18 protein-coding genes and 2 pseudogenes are annotated in these 25,555 nt (G+C 63.4%); 12 read left to right on the plus strand and 8 right to left on the minus strand.

Translation table 11 applies throughout. The features are described 5' to 3' along the window. Both G3N58_RS34250 and G3N58_RS23600 read right to left on the minus strand, forming a co-directional pair. Nucleotides 1-81 (minus strand): annotated as a pseudogene (locus G3N58_RS34250) (IS5/IS1182 family transposase); the annotation flags it as partial. Between the two features lie 79 nt (nt 82-160). Further along, nucleotides 161-1,081: a LysR substrate-binding domain-containing protein gene (locus tag G3N58_RS23600; protein ID WP_205990105.1), complete on the minus strand. Its 921-nt coding sequence runs from the start codon at nt 1,079-1,081 to the stop codon at nt 161-163. A 170-nt stretch (nt 1,082-1,251) separates the two neighbouring features. Here G3N58_RS23600 and G3N58_RS23605 point away from each other — a divergent pair, with 170 nt between their 5' ends. Next, nucleotides 1,252-2,094 (plus strand): class II aldolase/adducin family protein, encoded by an 843-nt coding sequence (locus tag G3N58_RS23605; RefSeq protein WP_206000346.1) that lies wholly within the window; start codon nt 1,252-1,254, stop codon nt 2,092-2,094. 127 nt (nt 2,095-2,221) lie between these two features. Continuing rightward, nucleotides 2,222-3,529, plus strand: a complete 1,308-nt coding sequence (locus G3N58_RS23610) for an MFS transporter (RefSeq protein ID WP_205990107.1) — start codon at nt 2,222-2,224, stop codon at nt 3,527-3,529. A 106-nt stretch (nt 3,530-3,635) separates the two neighbouring features. On the opposite strand, the gene G3N58_RS23615 is transcribed toward G3N58_RS23610, so the two are convergent. After that, complete coding sequence (locus G3N58_RS23615; protein WP_205990108.1) at nt 3,636-4,298, minus strand: GntR family transcriptional regulator; 663 nt, start codon at nt 4,296-4,298, stop codon at nt 3,636-3,638. Nucleotides 4,299-4,532: 234 nt separating this feature from the next. After that, the gene (locus G3N58_RS23620) at nt 4,533-5,078 is read right to left on the minus strand and encodes a hypothetical protein (RefSeq protein WP_205990109.1); all 546 of its coding nucleotides are present in this window, start codon (nt 5,076-5,078) and stop codon (nt 4,533-4,535) included. A 319-nt stretch (nt 5,079-5,397) separates the two neighbouring features. Between G3N58_RS23620 and G3N58_RS23625 the strand changes: the two are divergent. Beyond that, nucleotides 5,398-6,373 (plus strand): annotated as a pseudogene (locus G3N58_RS23625) (YncE family protein). A 79-nt stretch (nt 6,374-6,452) separates the two neighbouring features. Here G3N58_RS23625 and G3N58_RS23630 read toward each other — a convergent pair. The 3 genes from G3N58_RS23630 to G3N58_RS23640 are packed head-to-tail and all read right to left on the minus strand — an operon-like array spanning nt 6,453 to nt 8,202. Further along, nucleotides 6,453-6,653: a DUF1289 domain-containing protein gene (locus G3N58_RS23630; RefSeq protein ID WP_205990110.1), complete on the minus strand. Its 201-nt coding sequence runs from the start codon at nt 6,651-6,653 to the stop codon at nt 6,453-6,455. A gap of 3 nt (nt 6,654-6,656) precedes the next feature. After that, entirely contained in the window at nt 6,657-7,922 is a 1,266-nt protein-coding gene (dmeF, locus tag G3N58_RS23635; protein ID WP_206000347.1) for a CDF family Co(II)/Ni(II) efflux transporter DmeF, read from the minus strand. 7 nt (nt 7,923-7,929) lie between these two features. Beyond that, nucleotides 7,930-8,202, minus strand: coding sequence for a metal/formaldehyde-sensitive transcriptional repressor (locus G3N58_RS23640; protein ID WP_205990112.1), 273 nt, complete (start codon nt 8,200-8,202; stop codon nt 7,930-7,932). Between the two features lie 1,123 nt (nt 8,203-9,325). Here G3N58_RS23640 and G3N58_RS23645 point away from each other — a divergent pair. The 5 genes from G3N58_RS23645 (at nt 9,326) to G3N58_RS23665 (ending at nt 17,009) form a co-directional block, all read left to right on the plus strand. Further along, nucleotides 9,326-10,015, plus strand: a complete 690-nt coding sequence (locus G3N58_RS23645) for a response regulator transcription factor (protein WP_206000348.1) — start codon at nt 9,326-9,328, stop codon at nt 10,013-10,015. Beyond that, nucleotides 10,005-11,288 (plus strand): HAMP domain-containing sensor histidine kinase, encoded by a 1,284-nt coding sequence (locus G3N58_RS23650; RefSeq protein ID WP_206000349.1) that lies wholly within the window; start codon nt 10,005-10,007, stop codon nt 11,286-11,288. Before G3N58_RS23645 ends, G3N58_RS23650 begins: the two co-directional genes overlap by 11 nt. Nucleotides 11,289-11,385: 97 nt before the next feature. Next, nucleotides 11,386-12,774: a TolC family protein gene (locus G3N58_RS23655; protein ID WP_206000350.1), complete on the plus strand. Its 1,389-nt coding sequence runs from the start codon at nt 11,386-11,388 to the stop codon at nt 12,772-12,774. Further along, on the plus strand, nt 12,774-13,838 hold the full coding sequence (locus G3N58_RS23660) for a metal transporter (protein ID WP_206000351.1): 1,065 nt from the start codon (nt 12,774-12,776) through the stop codon (nt 13,836-13,838). Before G3N58_RS23655 ends, G3N58_RS23660 begins: the two co-directional genes overlap by 1 nt. A gap of 42 nt (nt 13,839-13,880) precedes the next feature. Then, nucleotides 13,881-17,009 carry an efflux RND transporter permease subunit gene (locus G3N58_RS23665; RefSeq protein WP_206000352.1) on the plus strand — a complete coding sequence of 1,043 codons (3,129 nt, stop codon included), beginning with the start codon at nt 13,881-13,883 and terminating at the stop codon, nt 17,007-17,009. Nucleotides 17,010-17,771: 762 nt separating this feature from the next. Here the strand turns inward: G3N58_RS23665 and G3N58_RS23670 are convergent. Next, a complete protein-coding gene (locus tag G3N58_RS23670; RefSeq protein ID WP_206000353.1) occupies nt 17,772-18,752 on the minus strand; it encodes an AraC family transcriptional regulator in 981 nt (326 codons plus the stop codon). Between the two features lie 96 nt (nt 18,753-18,848). Between G3N58_RS23670 and G3N58_RS23675 the strand changes: the two genes are divergently transcribed. The 4 genes from G3N58_RS23675 to G3N58_RS23690 all read left to right on the plus strand — a co-directional run bounded on the left by G3N58_RS23675 (nt 18,849) and on the right by G3N58_RS23690 (nt 25,412). Next, entirely contained in the window at nt 18,849-19,607 is a 759-nt protein-coding gene (locus G3N58_RS23675; RefSeq protein WP_206000354.1) for an SDR family oxidoreductase, read from the plus strand. A gap of 385 nt (nt 19,608-19,992) precedes the next feature. Further along, nucleotides 19,993-22,698, plus strand: a complete 2,706-nt coding sequence (locus G3N58_RS23680) for a DUF3141 domain-containing protein (protein WP_206000355.1) — start codon at nt 19,993-19,995, stop codon at nt 22,696-22,698. A gap of 33 nt (nt 22,699-22,731) precedes the next feature. After that, nucleotides 22,732-24,189 carry a bifunctional enoyl-CoA hydratase/phosphate acetyltransferase gene (locus G3N58_RS23685; RefSeq protein WP_167282691.1) on the plus strand — a complete coding sequence of 486 codons (1,458 nt, stop codon included), beginning with the start codon at nt 22,732-22,734 and terminating at the stop codon, nt 24,187-24,189. Then, nucleotides 24,186-25,412, plus strand: a complete 1,227-nt coding sequence (locus G3N58_RS23690; protein WP_167046193.1) for an acetate/propionate family kinase — start codon at nt 24,186-24,188, stop codon at nt 25,410-25,412. Before G3N58_RS23685 ends, G3N58_RS23690 begins: the two co-directional genes overlap by 4 nt. The last annotated feature ends 143 nt before the right edge of the window (nt 25,413-25,555 follow it).

Below are 25,555 nucleotides of genomic sequence, written 5' to 3' on the forward strand. Positions count from 1 at the left end.
GTTCATCAAAGTCAGATATGGAGCCGCGAAGCTCCATTCCTCGTCCGACACATCCGTCGGATAGGGTTTGCGTTTTGCCATCCAGCCAGGATATCAGGTCTGGCAAGAAGTGCCTAACACGCTCTAGAGAGCATTGGGCGTTGCGAGCCCAGTGCCCAGGTTAGTCCGCAACCGATGAGTGCTCCAGGCCGGCTGCATAGAAAAGCCAGAGTCTGAAGCGTTTGACCTTATCGACTTCATGCTCGTTTTCGCGATAGGAGAGGAAATGTGTCTCACGGCTAAGTTTGACGAACGCGCTTTCGCCCACGATGACCAGGTCTCCACGGGAGAGTTCGCGCTCGGCGAGTCGTGTGGTTTCGAGTGCAACGCCCATTCCGTCAACCGCCGCCGAAAGGACGAGCGCTGCACGGTCGAATGAGGGGCGGGCCCGATTCGGGAGATCCATGTCGTTGTGCCGGAACCAGTCGGACCATGTAATACCGCTGAGTTGGGAGTCGATAAGCGTGAGTTCCTGTATCAATGCACGCGGCTCGACGTCGGTGCGAAGCAATGACGGCGAGCACATGGGCGCGATACGTTCCTCGCCCATCGGGAGCGTCATGATGCCGGTCCTTTGGACGGCGTGACCGTAGGAGATCGCCACATCGATCTCCCGGTCCCTGCCGAGATCGATGGGCGTCGCGCCCGACGAGAGCCGGATTGTGATGTCAGGATTGTCACGCATGAACTCCAGCAAACGCGGGCCGAGCCATTTGGCAGCAAAGCTGGGCGCGCTATGTAGTGCGAGCACCTGGGCAGTGGGTGCGAGGCTCACCTCGTTGCAGGCAGCTTCGATGACGTCGAATACGCGACCGAGGCTTTGCTGGAGGCGCAGTCCCTCCGGCGTCGCTTCCACCGTGCGGTTGCGTCTCGCCAATAGTCGGCGGCCGAAGTAGTCCTCCAGTTCGCGAACCTGGTGGCTGATTGCGGATTGAGTGAGATGAAGTTCTTCTGCCGCACGTGTGAAGCTCTTTAGCCGGGCAGTTGCTTCGAATGCTCTAAGCAGTACGAAATTTGGAAGTCGCCTCACATCCGTCTCCATGCATGAACGTGATTCATGGTTGTATGAACAGCCATTGTTTGTCAACTGTTCCATCAAAGCTGACGATATCGGTACCGGTTCCTGTTTCCAGGGACAGAAACAGTAGTTGAAAAAATGAAATCAATTCGCTTCAAGTTTTCGTCACCCCATCTTGTAGAAGGAGAATGACCATGTCCACCGTCGCCGAACAGCCGACCGATTCGATCGTGAAACCCGGAAAGGTTTCGATTTATCAACCTGACCAGGAGGGGCTGATTTTTCCGGATCTTCCCACGTTCAAGACGGTGGAAGAACACCGTCAGCATCTCAAGGAACGACTCGTGGCCGCCTGCCGCGCATTCGCTATTCAAGGCTTCGATTACGGGTTTGCCGGGCACCTCACCGTACGCGATCCGGGCAATCCGAGCCTCTACTGGACGAATCCGATGGCCGTTCACTTCGCGCAGGTCAAGGTCTCGAATCTCATCTGCGCCGACCACGAAGGCACGGTCGTAGAGGGCGAGTACGCCATCAATCGTGCCGGCTTCGTCCTGCACGCGGCGGTGCACGAGCAGCATCCGGATATCGTCGCCATGTGCCACGCGCACACGGTGTACGGCACCGCGTTCGCATCGCTCGGCAAGCCCCTCGCTCCCATCTCGCAGGATGCGGCCGCCTTCTACGAGGACCACGTGGTTATTGGTGACGAGGCGGGCAAGGTTGCGGTCGAAGTAAAGGGCGGCAACAAGGTCGCGAACGCTTTCGCCGGCGTCAAGGCCGCGATTCACCAGAATCACGGCCTGCTCACCGCGAGCCGCCACAGCATCGACTCGGCGGCTTTCTGGTTCATCGCCCTGGAGCGCTGCTGCCGGCAACAGTTGATGATCGAAGCCACCGGCGTCACGCCCAAAGAGGTGGCGCCTGAGCGCGCTCGCTACAGTCGCGAGCACGTCGGTAGCGACTACATCGGCTGGCTCCATTTCCAGACTATCTGGAACGACCTTCTCGCGACGCAGCACGACATGTTCGACTAACTGGCGTTTAGCGAACTCTCGACCTCCGAAGGAACATCGAGTTGTTCCTTTTCGGAGGTCTCCATTGCGGCGGAGACAAAGCACATAGTGCGCCCGCCGAGGAAGCAAGGCCCCCAAGGAGACAACCATGAGTTCCCACAGCCCAGCCGCGTATATGGAAGGTGGCGAGTCATCCGCATTTGCGAAAGCAACCATGCGGCTCGTGCCATTCCTCTTTCTATGCTACTTGGCGGCATATCTGGACCGAATCAATGTTGCATTTGCCAAACTGCAGATGCTCAACGACCTGGGCCTCAACGAGGCCATCTACGGATTCGGAGCAAGTGTGTTCTTCATCGGCTACCTTTTGTTCGAGGTTCCGAGCAATCTGCTGCTTCTGCGCGTCGGCCCACGGCGCTGGATCGCGCGAATCATGGTGACATGGGGCATTATTTCGGCCTGCATGATGTTCGTCAGGACGCCGGTCGAGTTTTATATCATGCGGTTTCTTCTTGGCGTCGCCGAAGCGGGATTCTTTCCGGCGATCGTTCTTTACCTGACGTACTGGTTCCCCTCCTCGAGGCGCTCCAAGGTGACGGCGCTGTTCATGACGGGCATTCCGATGTCAGGTGTCATTGGCGGGCCTCTTTCGGGTTGGCTCATGACCCAGCTCGGCGGCGTACACGGGATAGCGGGATGGCAATGGCTCTTTCTGCTTGAAGGCATACCGACCGTCATCCTCGGTGTCATCGCATTCTTTTATCTCGACGACAAGGTTCAGGACGCAAACTGGCTTAGCGAAAGCCAGAAGGCGGCAATCGAGAGAAAATTGCGGGACGAAGCACCGAAAGACGCGCTGCACTCCGCACTGGATGGCCTGCTGAATCCGAAGATTCTTCTCGTCAGCGGCATCTATTTCTTCTACACGATGGGGCTCTACGGTGTGAGCTTCTGGCTCCCGACGCTGATCAAGTCGAGCGGGGTCTCCGATCCGCTCAACGTCGGTTTGCTCTCGGCTATTCCGTATGCGGCGGGTGCCATTGCCATGATAGTGGTCAGCCAAAGCTCTGACCGCACCGGCGAGCGACGCTGGCACCTGATTGTGCCGGGCCTGGTAGGTGCGTTTGGACTCGCGATGAGCGTCTCATTCGCCCACTCGACTGTTCTCGCAATGATTGGCCTGACGATTGGAACGATGGGCGTGATGACGACGATTTCCCAATTCTGGGTGTTGCCACCGGCCTTCCTGGGGGGTGCCGCCGCAGCGGCCGGCCTCGCGTTGGCAAATTCGGTCGGCAGTATCTCAGGCGTGGTCAGCCCGTCTCTGATTGGGGTAATCAAAAACACAACGGGCTCCGCGGGTGCGGGCGTGCTGGTGCTCTCCGTCAGCCTGTTGGTCGGCGGCGCGATGGTACTTCTCGTTCCACCGACTCTCGTTAACTCCAACTCTAAGTAACTATCGCAGCAGACAAGCCGGCCGGAGCATCGCTGCCGGCCGGCAGCGCTAGAGGCAGGTGCGTTCGCTGTGCTTGATCGGCCTATCGCGTCGGGGAGCACTCAGCTTAGGTGACCGCCTCGCTCATGTGCTGGACCAGATTCTCTCGGGCAAATTCCGTGTGCTGGACGCTGAGTTTTGCCGCAAGCTCTTCATCGCCTTTTGCAATGGCATCTGCAATTGCGGCATGTTCGTCCCAGACCGTCTTGCGCTGGCCGGCAACCTGATGAACCGCGCCCATGACGCGCCGCAGGTGCATCCAATGCAGGCGTGCATTCTCGACAATGAGCGGATTGCCCGAGGCGGCGTAAATGGCGAGGTGGAACGCCATATCGGACTCGATCATTGCCTTTATATCCGAGCCCTTTGATAGCTTCCTGCCGGTCGCGATGAGCGTCTTGTCCAGCTTGATCTGCTTCCTGGCTGCGAGGCGGGCGGCAAGGCTATCGAGCGCGCCGCGTAGTTCGTAGAGGTGGCCGATCCGCTCCGCGTCCAGCGGTGTCACCTGAAGTCCCCGGCCAGGAGCGTCCTCCACCAGTCCATCCTTCTTCAGCAGCCGGAATGCCTGCAGGACCGGCGATCGGGAGACTGCCAGTTGCTCCGCGATTTCCTCCTGGACAATGCGTGTCCCAGGGGCGATGGAGCCCTCGCTGATGGCGTCGAGAAGAACACGGTAGACCTCGTCGACGTAATCTGTACGAGCCTGAAGTTTCAGAAGTTTTGCTGGCATGGCAACGGGTACTGTGGATACAGAATACCGCAAGCTTACCAGCGTGGGAGAAGTGTGCGAAGACGCGCGGGCATGCGCGAAGTCAAATAACCCGAACTCGGGCGGTGCATGATCATCTTGCCAGATGACGAACGGCTCCGGCCGGGATGAAATGGGGCTGGATTGCGGTCCGCGCTCGAATTCCGGCGCGGAACCGCCAGGGCCGGGATGGTGCTGGTATCCGCTACCGTCCGGTTATACCTGACGGAATGAAAGGCTGGCAAACCAGACAGGTATGTCGGATGTGAGGCCGCTCTTGTAGAGGACATCGGCCTCCACAACCTCCACGTCGAATGCGGCTCTCAATGCGTCGTGGCAGCGAGTCGCATCATTGCGTCCTTGTTGCACGAAGACAATAGCGGCAACGGCACAATAACGCTTCGCCTCGGCGATGGCGAAGGCCACGTCGTCACGTAATCGGTGCTCTGCGCAGTGGCTTGCGTCGCGGACCACCATTGAAAGTAGTCCCAGCGATGTCTTCCCAAGCACCCACTCCGCGTGAGGGACGCCGAAAGTGTCCAACTCGGTTGCTACCCGGATGAGACCGGTGAAACCGCTGAATCCGCTCTGGGCCTGCAGGACTTCGCGAGCGGTTTCCGGGATTTCGCCATCCGTCCACTGTGCCAGGGAAGGCGTGGGCCGTTGACTTCGGCCGAAAGAAAATCCGGTCTCGCCGATAAGAAATGGTTCGTCGAGCGTTGCGCTTGCCGAGTGTCTTGTCAGGAAGTCTGGCATGTTCATCGCGTCTCCATCACGTGTCTTTCTTGCGATAAATACAAAGTGTTTGGGAAATTCTGAATTATTTTTGAGTACGGAGCACCGTACTCTGTATCCAAATACTAGAATTGAATGCTTTCGTTGAACATACGTACAAACGCGATGTGGCACTCCCGCTCATGTTTCACGTAAGCCGTCGGCACTCACGGGAATGCGGGCGTTGCGCTCATCCAGGAGGTGGAAGGTCAGCGGGATTTGATTTCAGTGAGGTGGCCGCAGCCGTGAGCAAAGAAACCATAATGGAACAGATTCCTGCCATGCTATCCGCTGGTGAAGAGAGGATGTGGCAGCGAGCGGTGCCGGTTGTGAGGCGCATGAAGCGGATGACGTAGTAACCGGCACTCTGCCACTGAAGTACATCGAGGATGTGCCGCTGCCAGGACATGCGTCACGATTCGACTATGAAAGCTACGACCCTGGCAGGCATCTGCTGTTCATCGCGCATCTGGGGGACAGCGAAGTTGTCGTATTTGACTCGCTCGTGTCGCGCATCGTCGCGCGCATACCCGGAATCTCCACCGTGCACGGTGTTCTTGTCGTGCCTGAACTGTCCCGCGTGTATGCGTCGGCGACCGGCGCGAACGAGGTTGTCGCGATCGACGAGCGCACGCTGAAGATCACCGCCCGAGTGCCCGGCGGCGTCTATCCGGACGGCATGGCGTACGCGCCCGATGCGCGCAGGCTCTACGTTTCAGATGAAACAGGAGAGACCGAGACGGTGATCGATGTTCCGGGCAACCGGCGTGTCGCGACGATTCCGATGGGCGGAGAGGTTGGCAGTTCGCAATTTGATCCGGTTTCGCGACACGTCTTCGTCAACGTGCAAACGCGACGCCAGCTGGTGGAAATCGACCCGGCCACTAATACGATCGTTTCCCGTACCGACCTGCCGGGGGCGAAAGGCAATCATGGGCTGTTGATCATCCCGGAATCGCGACTCGCATTGATTGCCTGTGAGGACAACGATCGCCTGGTGGTGTTCGACATGCGAGGGATGAAGGTTATCGGCGCGTTCGACGTGGGCGGCGATCCGGATGTACTCGCGTTCGATTCCGCATTGCACATGGCGTACGTGGCCGGCGAGGCGGGCGTGGTGTCGATATTCAACGTGGGCACGTCCGGCGTGTCGAAGATCGGCGATGGCAGGGTCGGGCGCGAACGCGCATGTTGTGGCTGTCGATCCGCAGACGCATCGGTCCTGGTTTCCGCTCAAAAGTGTGGACGGCAATCCGGTGCTGAGGATCATGGCTCCGCAGTGAGGCCCCGAACATTCGGCAGGATGGTCGTCGTGATGGGCGGCGGCACTGAACGATCAATGAAATGGGGCGCTCGAAACCTTCAGTCCGGTGCTGAAAGTTTCGGCGTCTCACGCGCCACCTTCGCCTGTCGACGGGTCTTCTCATTGAGGATCTGATGGCGCCGATGGTCCGTCATCTTCTTCCAGCCGCGGATTTCGTCACGGGTTCGATAGCAGCCGACGCAAAGCCCGGTTTTGCCATCGAACGCACAGACTTCGATGCAAGGCGATCTGAATGCCATCGTTCAGGCGGCGGCGCGTGCAGGATTCACTTCTATGGTGAGATGCGACAGTCCCTTGAAGCGCTTGAGCGCCGCGCGGTAGAAGCCTGGGTTACGTTGCGCTTCCCGGGTGGCCACCGATACGATTGCACTCATGTGCCCCGGACCGACGCGCCATACATGGAGGTCGAGCACAGTATCGCCGTTGTCTTCGATGACATGACGGACGTTCTCAGCCATGCGCCTGTCCAGATTCATGTCGAGCAGGATGCCGCCCGTATCGCGCATCAAGCCCCGCGACCAGTTCGCAATCACCAGTGCGCCAATCACGCCCGCGAGCGGGTCCATCCAGACCCAGCCAAACGCACGCGCCAGCAATAGGCCGATGATCGCCAGTACGGAGACCGCAGCGTCGGCAATGACGTGAATGTGGGCCGATCGAATGTTGTGGTCACGGTTCGCGGCCGTCTGCGCGTCGTCGTGATCGTGCCCGTGTTCCTCGAATTCGATCTGATGTTCACCATCGGGCAGACGGACAACGGCCCTGAACGCGTGCGGCTCGGGAATGTCATCCTTCGACTCCAGATAGCCGCCGCAATCGGCAAATGCGAAGGTCTGATGCGCGCCGTCAGGGCGGATCGTCGTAACCGAAACAGTATCGGCGTTCAGTTTCGAGGAAGTCATGTCGGGCGTAATGCGGAAAACGGGTGGAACACCGTCCTCGAAAACCGACAAGGCAAAAACGCCAGCGCTACCGACGATGCGGTGCACCTCTTCCTCATGACCGTGTTCATGGCCGTGCCCATGTCCATGGCTGTGGCCATGATGGTTGCCGCTCAGCAGCCAGACACTCGCGAGATTGACCAGCAGGCCAAGCACGGCGATAGGGATGGCCTGACCGAAGTGGATGGGCACCGGCGAGAGAAAGCGCGATAGGGCTTCGTACGCAATGAGCAGGGCGATCATGGCGAGCACGATGGCGCTGGTGAATCCCGCGAGATCTCCCAGCTTGCCGGTGCCGAATACGAAGCGGGGATCGCCCGCATGCCTGCGGGCGTACGTGTACGCGAGCGCGGCAATCAGCATCGCGCCGGCGTGTGTCGACATGTGCAGGCCGTCCGCGACGAGCGCGAGCGACCCGAAAAGACCGCCACCGACTATCTCGGCCACCATCATCGCGCTGCACAGCGCAATCACCATCCAGGTTCTGCGCTCGTTGTCTTCATGGGCTGCACCCAGAAAGATGTGGTTCTGTCCCGCTCCGAAGGCGGTATCCTCGAACTCGCTCATGCTTCTCTCACTTGAAGTAGCTGTGGACCACTTCGATTAATTGCTCTGTCCCGCTGCCATGCTCGTCAGCCGGTTCTGCATCGACCAGGTGGGTGCGAATGTGGTCCTCAAGCACGACGGCGAGCAGGCCGTTCATGGCGCCGCGACAGCTCGTGACCTGCTGCAGTACCTCCATGCAGCCGCGCTCTTCCTCGAGCGCTCTTTCGATCGCTTCTACCTGCCCCTTGATTCGGCGGATGCGGTTAAGCAGCTTCTGCTTTTCGCGGATCGTATGGCTCATGTCCGTTCTCCCGTTTTCGGGTGGAGTGTAGCATTTATAGGGTAGGGGGGTATACTAAAATTGGGTAGTGCGATCAAGCGGTGTGCTTTTATAGTCGCCGCACTCTTCGGGGAGTAGCCGCTCCGGACGCGATGTCCGGAGGAGCGCGTCAACATACCTGTCGGCTTGATGGCGACATGGCGTGTGCAGCATAAGCCTAGCAAGACCAATGACGCGCATCACCGTCTGGCCGGGTCGCAGGGGGCGTGTCATCGAGTGTTGACTGCGCGGTCCGGTAAAGGCCTGCGAACTGCGCTGGCTATTACAGTCGATTCTTTGTAGGCATCGGAAGACGCATCAGCACATTGTCGGTCCGTGCGTTGCCGTCCTGCGACGCCCACAGTCGCGGTTCGCGGAGATTTGTCGGCTGTCGAAAGCTTGTGGCCCTATATGGCAACTCCGTTGGGCGTCGATGCGTTGAGGGGCCAAGAGAGTGCCATGGCTGACGACGTGGCCGACGCGACCTGGATACGAAGGTCGGTTGTCCAGGAGAAGCCGACGTTCGAACGTCCGGGTGAACGCGTGGGCGAACGTCCTTAGTTGGCCGGTTGCACCTGCTGGGATAGGGCACCCCAAAACTGCCACTGGCAAAGGTCCGATGCTTTCGAATGGCGGCTTCCGGTGCAGAGGGTGAACGCGTACAAGCGGCCATGAAGCGACATTCGTTTCCGCTGCTGATCAGACATTCATGCGTCGCCTTCAATCAGGTTGCGGCCATTCAAATTTGCACAGTGCGAACGCGAACTGTAGATCGGCGAGAGCGCTTATGCCTGTTGTTTCAGCTTTACAAACGCCAGAAGGCCTCGTGTCGACAGACGTCCCAGACCGCGGGGAATGTCCGCAGCAGACCAACGGGTGTAACCGCGCTTCCTGGATTCGGTTCGGTCACATCGTGGCTCCAAAAGGCCACGCCAGATTCGCTCGAACTGAACTTGGGTAGACTATGAAGCTCCGCATTCGAAACGCGCCTTCCCGTTCACAAGTTTCACCGGGCACCGGAAGAGCGCGACGATGCCGCGGTTTCGCGGACAAGGCCCGCCCGCGCTTTGGCTTCCTGGCAAAAATTCTGACGGACAGTAATTCGATGAAGGTGCTCATTGTCGAGGACGATCCGGCGATTGCGGCGAATCTGTACGACTACCTCGAAGAGAACGGATTCGAGGTCGATCTCGCCTCCAATGGCCAGACGGGGCTGGAGATGGCCATGGCCGACTCGTGGGACGCGATCCTGCTCGATCTGTCGCTGCCGCGCATGGATGGACTGACGCTGTGCCGCAAGCTGCGCGAAGAAGCGCACCGGGATACGCCGGTGCTGATGCTCACCGCAAGGGATGCGCTCGACGACAAGCTCGCCGGCTTCGTGCATGGCGCCGATGACTATCTGGTCAAACCGTTTTCGCTGCGCGAGGTGGGCGCCCGGCTCGGCGCGCTGATCAAGCGCTACTGGGGCGAGGTCGCCACGCAGGAACTTCGCTTCGGCGATGTGCGGCTCGATCTGACGACGCTCACGGTCGAGCGCGGCGGACGGATCGTCAAGTTGCAGCCGAAAGATCTGCAGCTGCTGCGTATCCTGATGCAAGCGCCGGGGCGCGTATTCGGCCGAACCGAGCTCGAAATGGAGGTCTGGGGCGACGAGCTGCCCGACAGCGACACGCTGCGCGCCCACATCTATACCCTGCGCAAGGCATTGACGCGGCAAGGCGAAGCGGAGCTGATCGAAACCGTCCACGGGCTCGGCTACCGGCTCGTCGCGCGTGACACCGATGCGACGTAGCCTCCGCTTCAAGGTCGCGCTGATGTTCTCGGCGCTCACGATCATCCTGCTCGCCGCGCAGGCGCTGGGCGTCAGGGTGCTTGCGGAAGCGCAGGAAGAGAAGCTCATCGCCGCGTTGATCCGTGATGACGTGGTCAGCGTGCTGCGAAGCTATCAGGCGAATCCGTCGCTGCTGCCGCCGTTCGACGAGCACTTGCAAGGCTATGTCTCGCCGGCGGACAAGTTCCGGCTCAGTCTGCCATCGAGTGTCGCGAGCCTGCCTGCCGGAACGCACGAGATCATCGTCGGGGGCCAGGAGATCCATGTTGCAATCGTCTCTTTCCAGGGCACGCGGCTCTACCGCATCTACGACTTCAGCATCTACGAAACGCATTTCAAGGAGGTGATCGACGCGCTCATGGCCGGCACGGGCGTGTTCGCGCTGCTGACGGTCTGGCTTTCGTTCGGCGTTTCAGGAATGCTGGTGCGCCAGGTCGCCAGCCTGGCGCGTCAGGTCAAGGGGCTCCGCCATGAAGGCACCGGCTCGATCGATCCCGGCGGATATGACGAAGCCGAGATCGCCGGACTGGTCGAAGCCTTCAACGACTACCATCGGCGTATGGCCGACATGATCGCGCGCGAGAAGGATTTCACCGGCAACGTCAGCCACGAGCTGCGCACGCCGCTCACCGCAGTCAAGACCAGCTGTGAGCTGCTCGAACAGGACCCCGCCATCGGCGGCAAGTCGCGCGCCCGGCTTGCGCAGATCAACCGCGCGGCGGACGGCATGCACGAGCTCGTCGATGCGCTGCTGATGCTCGCCCGCGACGATTCCACCCAGCGCATCGAGCCGGTCGAACTCGCGCACATGATCGGGACCACGCTGACGCCGTTTGCGGATCGCTTTGTGAGCAGCGGCGTGCATACGATAAACGACGTCGACAGCCGCATTCAGGTCAACGCGAACTCTTCCGCTCTGGCGATCGTACTGTCGAACCTGATCGACAATGCCGGGCGCTACACCGATCGGGGTTGCATACGCTTTTCGTACGCTGACGGCTGGCTGCACATCGAAGACACCGGCGCGGGCATTTCCGAAGAAGCGTTGCCGCACGTCTTCGACCGGTTCTACCGTGCCGCGCAGGGGCAGACTGAACCGCAGGGTTTCGGGATTGGCCTGTCGATCGTCAAGAAGATCTGCGACCGCTACGGCTGGGCGATCCAGCTCGAAAGCGCGGAGCGCCAGGGCACTCGCGTGTCGCTGAGCCTGCCCCTGGCGGGCCTCGAAGGCTGATCCGCCACCCTGTTGACGAAAATTTCACAACCGGTTGCGTAGCATCCGGGTCTGAAGCTGCCCAAAGCACACGGCGGCAAGACCCATGGATGCAGGAATGCGCCGAGCAATACTCATTGTCCTAACACTGCTGGCCGGCTGTGCGACCTATCACGCACAGCCGATCGCGCCCGCCCAACTGGCCCGCCAGTTCGAGCAACGCTCGCTCGCGAGCGATGACCTGCGCGCATTTCTTGCGAAGGCGCTCGGTCACGAGATCCAGCCGTGGCCCGTCGCCCGCTGGAACCGGCAGATGCTCACGCTGGCGGCCTGGCACTACAGTCCGGCGCTCGACGTCGCGCGCGCCCAATGGGGCACCGCGAAAGCCGGCGTGCAGGTCGCCGATGCCATTCCGAACCCGGTACTGCAGTTGCCGTTCCAGTTCGCGACACCCAATCCCGGACCGGGGGCGCCGTTCATCTGGGGTCCCGCCCTCGACATTCCGATCGAGACCGCGGGAAAACGCGGTTACCGAGTCGATCAGGCCTCGCATCTGTCGGAATCCGCGCGTCTGACGATCGGCAACGAAGCGTGGAAAGTCCGTGGCCAGGTCCGCGATGCGCTGCTCGCGCTGTATGCCGCGCGCGTACGCGCTGAATTCCTGTCGCGCAAGGCACAGGCGCTGGAGCAGATCGTCCGGATGGTCGGAAAGCGACGCTCGGTCGGCGAGAACTCGGGACCGGACGTCGACGCGGTCGTCCTCGTGGCGACGCAGGCTCAGGCTGATTTGGCCGCGGCCCAAAGCGCCCGGCAGGATGCGCTCGCGCAGTTGGCGTCGGCGATCGGGGTGCCGGTGTCCGCGCTCGACGGCGTCCAGTTCGACCTCGACGAGTTGGGTACCGCGCCGGCCGCTCCGCCGGCCGCTGAAGCACGGCGCGACGCCATTTTTCATCGCGCCGATCTCCTGGCGTCGCTCGCTGACTATGCGGCCGCCGAATCGGCGCTGCAACTCGAAGTGGCCAGGCAGTATCCCGACATTCACCTCGGCCCCGGCTACACGTACGACACCGGCACGCACAAGATCGGCTTCGGGATTGCCGGCATCACCTTGCCGATTTTCGACCAGAACCAGGGGAACATCGCGCAGGCCGAGGCCAAGCGCAAGGAAGCGGCGGCCCGTACGGCCGCCCTGCAGGACGCGATCCTCGGCGATCTGGATCATGCCCTCGCGCGCTATCGGGCGAGCCTTGACGCGGTGCAGCTCTCCGCCCGGCACCTCACGACCGCGCGACATCAGCTCGACAGTCAGGCGGCGGGCTTTGCCGCCGGTGACACCGACCGTCTGACGCTCACGCAGGCGAAAGCCGACTACGAAGCGAACGAGATGACGCATCTGGATGCCGTCGTCGCCGCGCGACAGGCGGCCGACGCGCTCGAGGATGCCATGCAACGGCCCCTCGAACCCGAGCCGGCGAGCGAATCTCTGACCGAACAGGAATCACGGTGATGAAATACCGGTTGCTCTTCTTTGGCGTCGTCACCATCGCGCTGGCCGCCGGCGCGGGCTGCTACATCCATGCGGCGCTTGGCGCCCAGCCAGCGGCAACGCCCGCGACCGCGCAGGCGGCGCCCCAGCTGGATGTTCAGACCGTCAACGGCGAAACCGTGGTGACCGTCAGCCCCGAGGTTCAACGCGCGAGCCACATCGAGGTTGCGCCGCTCGCGCTCGCCACGGTGCAGCCTGACAGCACCGCATGGACAACGGTGGTCGATCTGCAGCCGCTCTTCGATCTGCGCAACCGGCTGGCCGCCGCGCGCGCTGATCTCGACACGCTCACCGCCCAAGCCGGCAATTCCCATACGCAGTATGAACGCAGCAACGTGCTGTTCGAGGACGACCGCAACGTCTCCCAGAAAAGCCTGCAGGATGCGCGCACAGCGATGCAGGCGGATCAGGCGAAGCTCAAGTCAGCCAGGGCGGCAGTCAGCGGGCTGGAAGCAACGATGCGCGAGCAATTCGGTGATGCGCTCACGCGCGCGTCGACAGACGCTTCGTCGGCGCTGTTCCAGCGGCTGCTGTCGGGCAGCACGGCCGTGCTGCGTGTGACGCTGCCCGCGGGATTCAAGGGCGCGGCGCCGGAACGTATCACGGTCGACACGCCGGACGGACAGGCGCTCGCTGCAACGAAGCTTTCCGCATCGCCGCTCGCCGACCCGTCGGTGCAGGGCATTCCGTGGTTTTACGCGGTGGACCGCGCACTGCCCGTCGGCACCCGCACGAGCGCGCACGTCCCGACTTCAGCGGCCGCCTCGCAGCGGCTCGTCGTGCCCAATGCAGCCGTCATCTGGTACGGCGGGCAGCCATGGGCCTACGTGCAGACGGCACAGGATCACTTCGCGCGGCGCTATGTGCCGGCAGGCGACGAGAGCGATCAGGGCTTTCTCGTGAACGCCGGGTTTCATGCCGGGGACCGCGTCGTCACTCAAGGCGCCCAACTGCTGCTTTCCGAGGAACAGAAGCCTCGCGGCATCAGGACGGCCTGCAAGGACCCGCCCGAGTGCGACGACTGATCCGTCATCTCGCCTGGCACGATACGAACCCACCGACTGCTCATGCTTAACGCAATTATCCGGTTCTCGCTGCGCTTTCGCGGCGTGATCTATGCGCTGGCCGTTATCATGGCCGGCTACGGTCTCTATTCGCTCACCCGCGCGAAGCTCGATGTGTTTCCGGAGTTTGCTCCGCCCATGAGCATTGTGCAGACCGAGGCGCCCGGCCTCACCAGCGAGCAAGTGGAGACGCTCGTGACGCAGCCGATCGAGAACGGCCTCGGCGGCATGGTCGGACTGCAGTCGATGCGCTCCAGATCGATGCAGGGCCTGTCCGCCATTACGCTCGTATTCGACGACCATGCGAACGTGATGCAGATCCGCCAGCTGGTCTCCGAGCGGGTGAGCGCGCTCGCGGCGAGCCTGCCTGCGGGCGTCATGCCGCCGAAGCTGCTGCCGCTCACCACCACGACCAGCGTGGTACGCACGATTGGACTCACCTCGAAGAAGCATTCCCTGATGGGGCTGTACGACATCGCGCAGTGGACCATCAGGCCGCAGTTGCTCAGCGTGCCAGGCGTGGCGGACGCCATCGTCTTCGGCGGACAGACGCGTCAGCTTCAGATTCAGGTTGATTCCGCCAAGCTGATGCGCTACGGCCTCACGATGCAGGACGTATTGGCCGCGGCGCGCGTATCGACCGGCGTGCGCGGCGCGGGCTTCATCGAGAACGATAACCAGCGCATCGCCGTCAACGCCGACGGCCAGATCACGACACCCGACAAGCTCGCCGCGATCGTCCTGCACTGGAGCAATGGCGCCGCCGTTCGACTCGGCGATGTCGCAACGGTGAACTGGGGTGCGGCGCCCGCGATGGGCGCGGCCTCGATCATGGGGCAGCCCGGCGTGATGCTGGTGCTGGAGAGTCAGTACGGCACCAACACGATGGCGGTGACGAAGCACATCGAGAAAACCCTGTCGGCGCTGCAGCCGGTGCTCCAGAAAGAGGGGGTGGACGTGAACGCCGATGTGTTCCGGCCGGCGAACTTCATCGATGCATCGATCAGTCATCTGCGCGCGGCGCTGTTCGTCGGCGCGGCGCTGGTGATTGTCGTCCTTTTCCTGTTTCTCCTCAACGTACGCACCGCGGTGATCTCCGCGGTGGCTATTCCGCTTTCGCTGCTCGTTGCCATCATCGTGCTGACCTCGTTCGGCGTGAGCCTGAACACCATGACGCTCGGCGGTCTTGCGATTGCGCTGGGCGAGGTCGTCGATGACGCGATCATCGATGTGGAAAACATCTACCGCCGCTTGCGGGAGAACCGCGGCTTGCCGAAGCCGCTGCCCGCGTTTCGCGTGGTGTTGCGTGCGTCGCTCGAAGTCCGCAGCGCCGTGGTGTTCGCCACCTTCATCGTGATGCTGATCTTTCTGCCCGTGCTGACGCTTTCAGGCGTCGCCGGCAAGCTGTTCGCGCCGCTCGGCATCGCCTATATCCTCGCCGTGCTCGCGTCACTCTGCGTGGCGCTGACGCTCACGCCCGCGATGGCGCTCGCGCTGCTGGTGCGCGGCCCATTGCCGGAACGCGAACCACGGCTGATCGCGCGCATGAAGGCCGGGTACGTGGCAATGCTGGTGAAAGTGGAGCAGCGCGTGAAAACGGTCATGGTCGTCGTCGCACTGATGTGCGTCGCGGCGCTTGCTTCGGTGCCGTTCATGAGCGGCAACTTCATTCCGGAACTGCGCGAGGGCCACTTCATCGTCCATATGGGCCTGGCTCCCGGCACGTCGCTCGCCGAGTCGATGCGTATCGGCACGCAGGTTTCGCATGCGCTGATGGAGGTCCCGGGCGTTCGCCTGGTCGCTCAACGCGCGGGTCGCGCCAACGAGGTTGTCGATCCTGTGGGTGTGCAGCTCTCCGAGTTCGAGGTCGATCTGAAGCCGATGAGCGCATCGGACCAGAGCTGGGCGCTCTATCGCATCAATCAGGCACTGGCGCGCTTCCCCGGGCTCACCACGTCCGTCAACACGTTTCTGGTCGAACGCATCGACGAGACGATTTCAGGTGTGACCGCCCCGGTCGTGGTCAACGTGTTCGGCGACGATCTGGATGTGATCGATCGCAAGGCCCAGGAGATCGCACGCGTGCTCGGGTCGGTTCGGGGCGCGGCAAGCGTGCGGGTGGAATCGCCGCCCGGGATTCCGGAACTGGATGTGAAGCTCAAGCTCGATCAGTTGAACCGCTACGGTTTCAGGCCGGTGGAGGTGCTCGACGCGATCCAGTCCGCGTATCAGGGCACGACGGTCTCACAGATCTATCGCGGTAGCCGCACATACGACGTGGTTGCGGTGCTGGCATCTCAGGATCGAGCGACACTGGACAGTGTCGGGGCGCTGATGATGCGCAATCCGGACGGACTCGCCGTGCCGCTGCGCGATCTCGCGACGATTCGCCAGGTCTCGGGCCGCTATCAGATCACCCACGACGGTGGGCGGCGCATGCAGACGGTGTCGGTCAATCTCGGCAGTCGGCGCGTGAGCGATTTCGTCTGGGACGCACAGGCGCGCATCCGCCATGAAGTCAGCATGCCGCCTGGCACGTACGCGGTATTCGCGGGCGAAAGCGAAGCGCGCGCCCAGTCGCAGCATGACTTGCTGGTCTACGGCGCGATGTCGCTCGTCGGCATTGCGCTGCTGCTGTTCCTGGCTCTCAAGAGCCGCAGGGGCGTGCTGCTGGTCATGGCCAACCTGCCTTTTGCGCTTGTCGGGGGCGTGCTGGGTGTGGTGTCGACGGGCGCGAACCTGTCGCTCGGCAGCATGGTGGGGTTCGTTACACTGTTCGGCATTTCCCTGCGCAACTCGATCATGCTGATCAGCCACTACGCTCACCTCGTACAGGTGGAAGGACAGCCATGGAACCCCGGTACCGCCGTTCGCGGCGCGTCCGAGCGTCTTGTCCCGATCCTGATGACCGCGCTCGTCACCGCGCTGGCGCTGCTGCCGCTCGCCGTGACGAGCGGCGCGGCCGGCAACGAGATCGAGGGGCCGATGGCGATCGTGATCCTCGGCGGGCTGATTACCTCTACCGCGCTGAATCTGATCGTGCTGCCGACGCTGGCATTGCGCTACGGACGTTTCGAGCGCGATGAACTTGCTGAGCCGGCCGCCGTCGGCGGCGCGATCGCGGAGCGGTGATGTCCATCCATACCTTGCTGATGTCGCTCAAAGCAACCAGGGGAACTGGTCCTGTCGTTTAACCTACCAGCGGCGCAATTCGTGGCGAGGTCTACGGTGTACAGAGGCGTTTCAGCATGGTTGCTGGACAACTATCTCTCTGACGCGCTGCGGGATGAAGGCATGGCGTTTGAAGTAGGTTAGGTCAGTTGGTCGTTTAGCAGGCTAAGGACAAATCGCGCTCTCGAAGCTTTCACCGAGCGAAGGTTGAAGAAGCCGATAAGAACGGCGAATATCGATCTCTGCGCGCCCACGCTGCAGTATACGAGCGCAGACCAGAGAATCAGTGCGTAGCGAATTGCTTTCGTCGACCCGGGGGATCAGTCTCTCTGATTGTGGTCTTGGCACCGGCTGGCTTTGTCAGGACCGCGTTGGAAAATGCCTGACGGTATCGGATGCGGTGTCGTCACCACCGATCGTGTCGAGGTGCGCCATCTTCGCGATTTTTTGAGCAAAGTTGGCACTGATTCTCCATTGCAGTCCGTAGAGAGGCGGTACGTGCCGGCAGTATTCTTCGGTATCGGCGACGGTATCGTGGCAATGTGAACCGGCGGAACGGCCGCCCATACAAGGGGCCCGCCCGCCTGTTGACAATCGAGTGGGAATAAATCAGGATCAGGACGTTGTTCCTGAACTACCGCCAACCTGCAAGACAGGTTGGCGGTAGAAGCGGCGACAAAAACCAAGAACCCGGATTAACACCGTCCCATTTACCATCCCGACTTAAACCACCGTCCGGTCTGAAACCACGTCGACCCGAGTCCGAGCCGACGTTCGACACATCGCATCACATAACCCACCCCCACTACCGCACCAACCCAGCATATACCTCCGAGGCGGTAGCCCGACATGACGCGTGAACGCGATGCTGAACGTACTCGCCGAGCTATAGCCAACCCGCTGCGCTACATCCGCAATGCTGGCTTTCTGCCGCAGCAGGCTCTCGGCCAACGCCATGCGCCACGCGAGCAGATATTCCATCGGCGCGAGCCCCACGGTCTGACTGAAGCGTTTGAAGAACGCCGAGCGCGAGAGCGCGGCCTCTTTGGCCAACTGCGCGACCGTCCAGGGCTGGGCGGGACTCTCGTGCATCCGCCGTATCGCGGCGGCGAGGCGCTCGTCGGCTAATCCGCGCAAGAGGCCAGGGGATGCGCCGGTTCTCGCCGTGGAGCGCAGCGTTTCGATCAGCAGCACTTCCAGCAGGCGTTCCAGGATCATGTCGCGTGCGGGGCGTCTCGCACGCGATTCGTCGTTGACGAGTTCCACGAGTGCCGTCAGCCGCTTCTCGCCGCGCACATGCACGAGTTGCGGAAGCAGCGAGACAAGCAAGGCCGTATCCGGCGAACCGAAAACGCAGTAACCGACCAGCCAGCGCGCATTGGGCGAGCCGCTTTCGTTTCCGAGACGGAATTCGCCGTCGGCTAAGGCGATGGGCTCGGTGTCGAGGTCCTCCGCTGTCGCCGGGTCGAGACTCGACATCGTGAAGCCATGCGCCGAGGGAACCAGCGCGAAATCACCTGCCACGAGCGTGATCGGCTCATGGCCGTCGACGGCAAGGCGACACGAGCCGCCGAGCAGCGCGCAGTAGAAGGGGCGGCCCGCTTCCGTGCGGCGAACGCGCCAGGCCCCGGCGCCACTGACCACTTTCGAGAACGCGGCCCTCGGCTGAAGCAACGTGACCACCTCGGCAAGCGGGTCGATCATGGTGGACGAATGAAGGCGAAATGTGGACCTTTGATTGTAGGCAGTCCGCGTCCGCGCGTCTATTGTGTCGGTTCCACAGACAAACCGGGATCACGCATGGGAACCATCCTCATCACAGGCTGTTCGTCCGGCTTCGGCCTCGAAATCGCCCGATACTTTCTCGATCGCGACTGGAAGGTCATCGCCACGATGCGCACGCCGCGCGAGGGCGTGCTGCCGCGCTCCGAGAATCTGCGCGTGCTGGCGCTCGACGTCACCGACCAGGACAGCATTCGCCGCGCCGTGGATGCCGCCGGGCCGATCGACGTGCTGGTCAACAACGCCGGCATCGGTCTGCTGAATGCCTTTGAAGGCACCTCGATGGATACGGTGCGCGAGGTCTTCGAGACCAATACGTTCGGCACGATGGCGATGACCCACGCCGTGCTTCCGCAATTCAGGCAACGCCAGGCAGGGGGCATCGTGAATGTCACCTCGAGTGTGACGTTCAAGCCGCTGCATCTGCTCTCGGTGTACACCGCCAGCAAGGCGGCGATCAACGCGTTCACCGAATCGCTGGCGCTGGAACTTGAGCCGTTCAACGTGCGCGTCAACCTCGTGTTGCCGGGGCGAGCGCCGGAAACCCGTTTCGGGGAAAACGCGCGAGCCCGGATGGGCGGCATTCCCGATGCCTACGCCGATCTGGCGCAGAGCGTCTTCGCGGGATGGGCGCAGTCGTCCGGGTCTGTCACTCAGGCGCTGGATGTGGCGGAAGCGGTGTGGCGCGCGGCGAACGACCCGTCGAGCACGATTCGTTTGCCCGCCGGCGCGGACGCGGTGGCGTTGGCCGCGCTGAGTCCGGCGGCGGTAGCGTAAGCGCGAGGCGCAAGCAGCACCGTGACGGCATGGTCGCGCAATCGACGGCATCGCGGTTCGACGCCGTTGCCGATGAGGCCATGCCGCCGCTACCACCCCTTCCATGACATTCCGGTGTCCGAGCCGTGACCACGCCGCATCAACCGGCCACGAACCGGCTACCAACCGGCCGCCCACCGAACCTCACCTCGCACCCCCCAAAGAACGATCCGCCAATTTCCCCGCCATTCCATGCCTCATCGCGCGAGTCGCCCTGACGATCCCGCGCATTCACTTCTCTGTCACCACACGTCACTACTGTGATGCGGATTGGCGAGCCCTGCGCTCACGATCGCCTGGCTCCGCAAAGAGCCGACCCGCACGCTAACGAGTCATGGAGAAAACGATGATGGATGGCCGTGTCGATCAAGGCTTAGACGTTCTCGAAACGCTGTACGGGCGCTATTGGCAGGGCGGCGAAGCCCTGCTGCGCGCCTTCGCCGACCAGCGTAAATTCGGCAATACCGTGTCGGAAGTGGCGTGGAACCAGGCCAGCCGCGTGCGCCACGCGGCCGCCGCTTTCGCCGACGAACTGCAGCACGGCATCGAGCACGAGCTAAAGCAGTTGCACGCGCGGGCCTCGAATGCACCGGCCAGCTGGATGGCCGACTGGATCGGCTACCTGACCGATGCCGTGCAGCGCCAGGTGCTGATGCTCGACACGTTGCGCCAGCGCGGCAACAACTACGTCGAGCATCTGAAGGCGGGCATGCCGCCGGTGCTCGACTTCCAGTACGAACTCCTGATCGACGGCCGCGAACTGGCGTTGCCGGTCAACTATTCGCTCGTGCGCATCGTTCCGCCGGCGGACGTGACGATCGACGACGACAAGCAGCCGTTTATGATTATCGATCCGCGCGCGGGCCACGGCGCCGGCATCGGCGGCTTCAAGCCGGACAGCCAGGTCGGCGAGGCCTTCAAGGGCGGCCATCCGGTCTACTTCGTCGTGTTCCGCCCGGTGCCGGAACCCGGCCAGACCATGGCCGACGTGCGCGACGCCGAAGTCGAATTCCTGCGCGAGATCGCGCGCCGTCATCCGAACGCGCACCGGCCCGCGGTGATCGGCAACTGCCAGGGCGGCTGGGCCGCAATGCTGCTCGCGGCATCGGCGCCGGAGCTGGCCGGTCCGGTCGTCGTCAACGGCGCGCCGATGTCGTATTGGGCGGGCCGCACCGGCGAGAACCCGATGCGCTACACGGGCGGCCTGTCCGGCGGCGCACTGCCGGCGCTCGTCATGTCCGACCTCGGCAACGGCGTGTTCGACGGCGCGTGGCTCGTGCTCAACTTCGAGGGTCTCGACCCGGCCAACCATCTGTTCAAAAAGTACTACCACCTGTATTCGCACATCGACTCGGAAGCGTCGCGCTATCTCGGCTTCGAGCGCTGGTGGGGCGGCTTCCATCTGATGAACGAGGCCGAAATCCGCTGGATCGTCGAGAACCTGTTCGTCGGCAACCGGCTCGCGCGCGGCGAAGCGCGGCTCGGCGGCGAGGTCATCGACCTGCGCCGCATCACCTCGCCGATCGTCGTGTTCGCCTCGCATGGCGACAACATCACGCCGCCGCAACAGGCGCTCAACTGGATCGCGGACCTCTACGCGAACGTCGACGAGATCAAGATGCGCGGCCAGCGCATCGTGTACATGATCCATCAGTCGATCGGCCATCTCGGCATTTTCGTATCGGCGAAGATCGCCACGCGCGAGCACGACGCGATTACCGAGACGCTGCGCGCCATCGACGGCCTGCCGCCCGGCCTCTACGAAATGAAGCTCGACGATGCCGCCGACCGCGTGCATATCCGCTTCGAGGCCCGCACGATCGACGATCTGCTCGGCATCGACGACGGCCGCGACGACGAAGCGCTGTTCGCGTCCGTCGCGCGTCTGTCGAAAATGGGCACCGAGCTATACGAGCTGGCCGTGCGTCCGTTCGTGCGCGCGGCGGTCACGCCCGAGTCCGCGCAGGCCGCGCGCGATTTCCAGCCGATCCGTCTGCGCTGCAGCCTCTTCTCGGACCAGAATCCGCTCATGAAGCCGGTCGAGGCGTGGGCTGCGACGGCACGTGCGCAGCGTCAGCCCGTCGATCTGGACAATCCGTTCGCGGCGTTCGAGCGCATCGGCGCGCTCGTCGTCGAAAACCAGCTCAATCTGTATCGCGGCATGCGCGACGGCTGGCGCGAAACGGTCTTCCATGCGATCTACGGCTCGCCGCTGATGAAGGGCATCGGCCACCACGAATTGCAGGGCGCGGAGCATCGCCGCGGCAAGGACCTGCGCGCGCTGCCGGAAGTGCGCGCCGCACTCGAGGCGATGACCGAAGGCGGCGCGGCCGAGGGCGCGGTGCGCATGCTCGGGCTGATGTCGAAGGCGCGCGGCTATCTGCGCCGCTCGCGCATGGAACGCGTGCTCGACATGCTCACGCATACCGACCGGTTCGGCCATTTCGACGAAGCGGCGCTCGCGAAGCTGCTGCGCCAGCAGCAGATCATCGTCGATCTGGAGCCGCAGCAGGCGCTTGCCACGCTGCCGCTGTTGCTCGACACGGAAGACAAGCGCCGCACGGCGCTCGCCGCCGTGGTCGACGTCTCGGGTTCCGTCGAGACGATGCATCCGGCCGCGCTGGTGCTGCTGCAACGCTTCCAGCAGATGCTTGGCATGCAGGGGGCCGCAGCGCTTGCAGCCGGTCCTGGACCGGCGGCGCTGACGGGCCCGGTCGCGCAGACCGTGGTTGCGGCAGACCTGGCCACGGACGCGCAGGCGGCTGGCCATCCCGCGCTCGCCGTTGGCGGTACGCCGGTGCCGCGCGCGCCGAAGATCGAGCCGCGCGCCCACGGCGAACAGCCCGACGATCTCGAAAGCCTCGCGGGTGTCGGCCCGCGCATGGCGGAGAAGCTGCATCAACTGGGTATCGAGTGTTACGCGCAACTCGCGGCGCTGGAGCCGGAAGAGGCGGCATGGCTGGACCTCAAGCTCAATGCGCGCGGCCGCGTGATGCGCGAGGGCTGGATCGAGCAGGCGCGGGCGCGCCTGAACGGCCACGCGACGGACTAACCTGGATCACCTGAAACGACGAGGACGAGCGCCATGGAAGAAAGCCACAGCAACAGGACCTGGGACGAACTGCATGCCGGCGACGAAGCCGTCGTCGAGCGCGTCGTCGCGGAGCGCGACATCGTGCTGTTCTCGCATGCGTCGGGCAATCTGAATCCGATGCATATGCCCGGCATCGACGTCGATGGCGACGGCAAGAGCGACACGGTCGCGCCGTCGATGTGGATCGGCTCGCTGGTCTCGGCCGTGCTCGGCAATCTGCTGCCGGGCGCAGGCACGCTGCTGCTCGCGCAACAGTTCGAATTCGGCGAGCGCGCGCGCGTCGGCGATACGTTGCGGGTGACGGTGCGCGTGCTCGAGAAGCATGAGCGTCCGCGCGCGATGCTCGAATTCCGCGTCGAGGTGGTCGACGGCGAGATGGTCGCGCAAGGCCGCGCGGAAGTGCTCGCGCCGCTGCATCGCGTCGTGACCAACGAAGCGGACCGCCCCGCGCTGCTGATGGACCAGCACGATCACTTCACGCGGCTCATCGAGATCGCGGCGAGTCTGCCGCCGCTGCCGACCGCCGTCGTGTGGCCCGACGATCCGAACTCGCTGCGCGGCACGCTGCTGTCGATGCGCCGCGGCCTCATCACGCCGGTGCTGATCGGCGCGCGGGCGCGTCTGGAAGAAGCGGCGGCGGAGTGCGGCGAAGCGCTCGGCGAGGTGCCCGTCATCGACGCGGCCGATCACGAGGCGGCCGCCGCGAAGGCCGTGCAGCTCGTCCACGCGGGCGAGGTGCGCGCGATCATGAAAGGCAACGTGCATTCCGACGAACTGCTCGCGCACGTCGTGAAGAAGGACGGCGGCCTGCGCTCGGGACGGCGCATCTCGCATGTGTTCGTGCTCGACGTGCCGACGCTCGATCATCCGCTCTTCGTCAGCGACGCGGCCATCAACATCGCGCCCGATCTGCCGACCAAGGCGGACATCGTGCAGAGCTCGATCGATCTCGCGCGCGCGTGCGGCGTGCCGTTGCCGCGTGTGGCGGTGCTCTCGGCCGTGGAGACGGTCAACGTGAGCATCCCTTCGTCGCTCGATGCGGCGATACTCGCGAAGATGTCGGATCGCGGCCAGATCACGGGCGGGCTCGTCGACGGCCCGCTCGCGATGGACAACGCCATCGACGCCGCCGCGGCGCGCACGAAGAAGATCGTGTCGCCGGTCGCGGGCGCGGCGCAGGTGCTGATCGTGCCGAATCTGGAAGCGGGCAACATGCTGGCCAAGCAGCTGACGTTCGTCTCGCGCGCCCAGCCGGCCGGGCTCGTGGTCGGCGCGCGCGTGCCGGTCATGCTGACGAGCCGCGCCGACAACGACCAGGCGCGCCTCGCGTCGTGCGCGGTGGCGATTCTTTACGACCACTGGCGGCGCGAAGGCACGAGCGCGGTGACGGCCGCGGACGCAATGGCCGCGGACGTGACGGCGGACAACGCTAGGGAGAATCTGTCATGAGCGCCGCACTGCGGCAGGACACCGCCGGCGCCGCGCTGCTCACGCTCAACGCCGGTTCCTCGTCGATCAAGTTCGCGCTCTACGACGTGGACGGACTGCGACGGCGCGCGACCGGGCTCGTCGAGGCGATCGGCGGCGCGTCGCGTTTCAAGGCGAAGGACGACGGGCAGCATCAGTGGGACGCCTCGATCGACGCGCCGAACCATGTCGATGCCTTGCAGGCCATCATCGAATGGATCGCCCGCGAGATGGCCGGCGCGGTCATCAGCGCGATCGGGCATCGCGTCGTGCATGGCGGCATGCTGTTCGATCGGCCCGTGCTCATCACGAACGAGGTGATCGCGCAGTTGCGCTTGCTCGTGCCGCTCGCGCCGCTGCATCAGCCGCACAACCTCGCCGGCATCGATGCCGCGCGCGAGGCGTTCGGCGAGGTGCCGCAGGTCGCGTGCTTCGATACGGCGTTTCATCGCGCGCATCCGTTTCTGAACGACTGCTTCGCGCTGCCGCGCGAGCTGTTCTATCAGGGCGTGCGCCGTTATGGCTTTCACGGGCTCTCGTACGAGTACATCGCGGATTATCTGCGCGTGCATTACCCGCATCATGCACGGGGCCGCGTGCTGGTCGCGCATCTGGGCAACGGCGCGTCGATGTGCGCGATGCGCGACGGCCGCTCGATCGCCTCGACGATGGGCTTCTCCGCGCTCGACGGCCTGCCGATGGGCACGCGCTGCGGCCAGGTCGATCCCGGCGTGCTGCTGTATCTGATGCAGCAGGGCATGGATGCGCAGGAAATCTCGACGATGCTTTACGAGCGCTCGGGGCTGCTCGGGCTGTCGGGCGGCGTGTCGAACGATATGCGCGTATTGCTGGCGTCCGGGAGTCCCGAGGCGAACGAGGCGATCGCCTATTTCGTGTCGCGCATCCGGCGCGAAGTCGGCGGGCTCGCGGCGGCGCTCGAAGGGCTCGATGCGATCGTGTTTACGGGCGGTATCGGCGAGAACGCGGCGCCGATTCGCGAGCGGGTGCTGGCCGGCATGGCGTGGATCGGCGTCGAGATCGACGAGGCGCGCAACCATGCCAACGAACGGGTGATCTCGTCCCATCTGTCGCGGGTGCTCGCGCTGCGCGTGCCGACCGACGAGGAAGGCATGATCGCGCGGCATACACTGAATACGGCGCGGATTGCGCCGGAAATCGCGGCGGTTTCGGAAGCGGCTCGGTGAGGCAGGGGATGCGGCGAGGGACGAGGCGATAAGCGGGTCTAGGGGCCGGCGGGGTGTGTGAGACTTGATCTCCCTTCGGCCCCTGCCTGAAGCGCCGGGATCGCCCGAAGCCCTTGAAGCGCGCCGCCGCTGCGCCGGTCCGC

It is taken from the genome of Paraburkholderia sp. Ac-20342, assembly GCF_017104985.1.
Classification (GTDB): domain Bacteria; phylum Pseudomonadota; class Gammaproteobacteria; order Burkholderiales; family Burkholderiaceae; genus Paraburkholderia.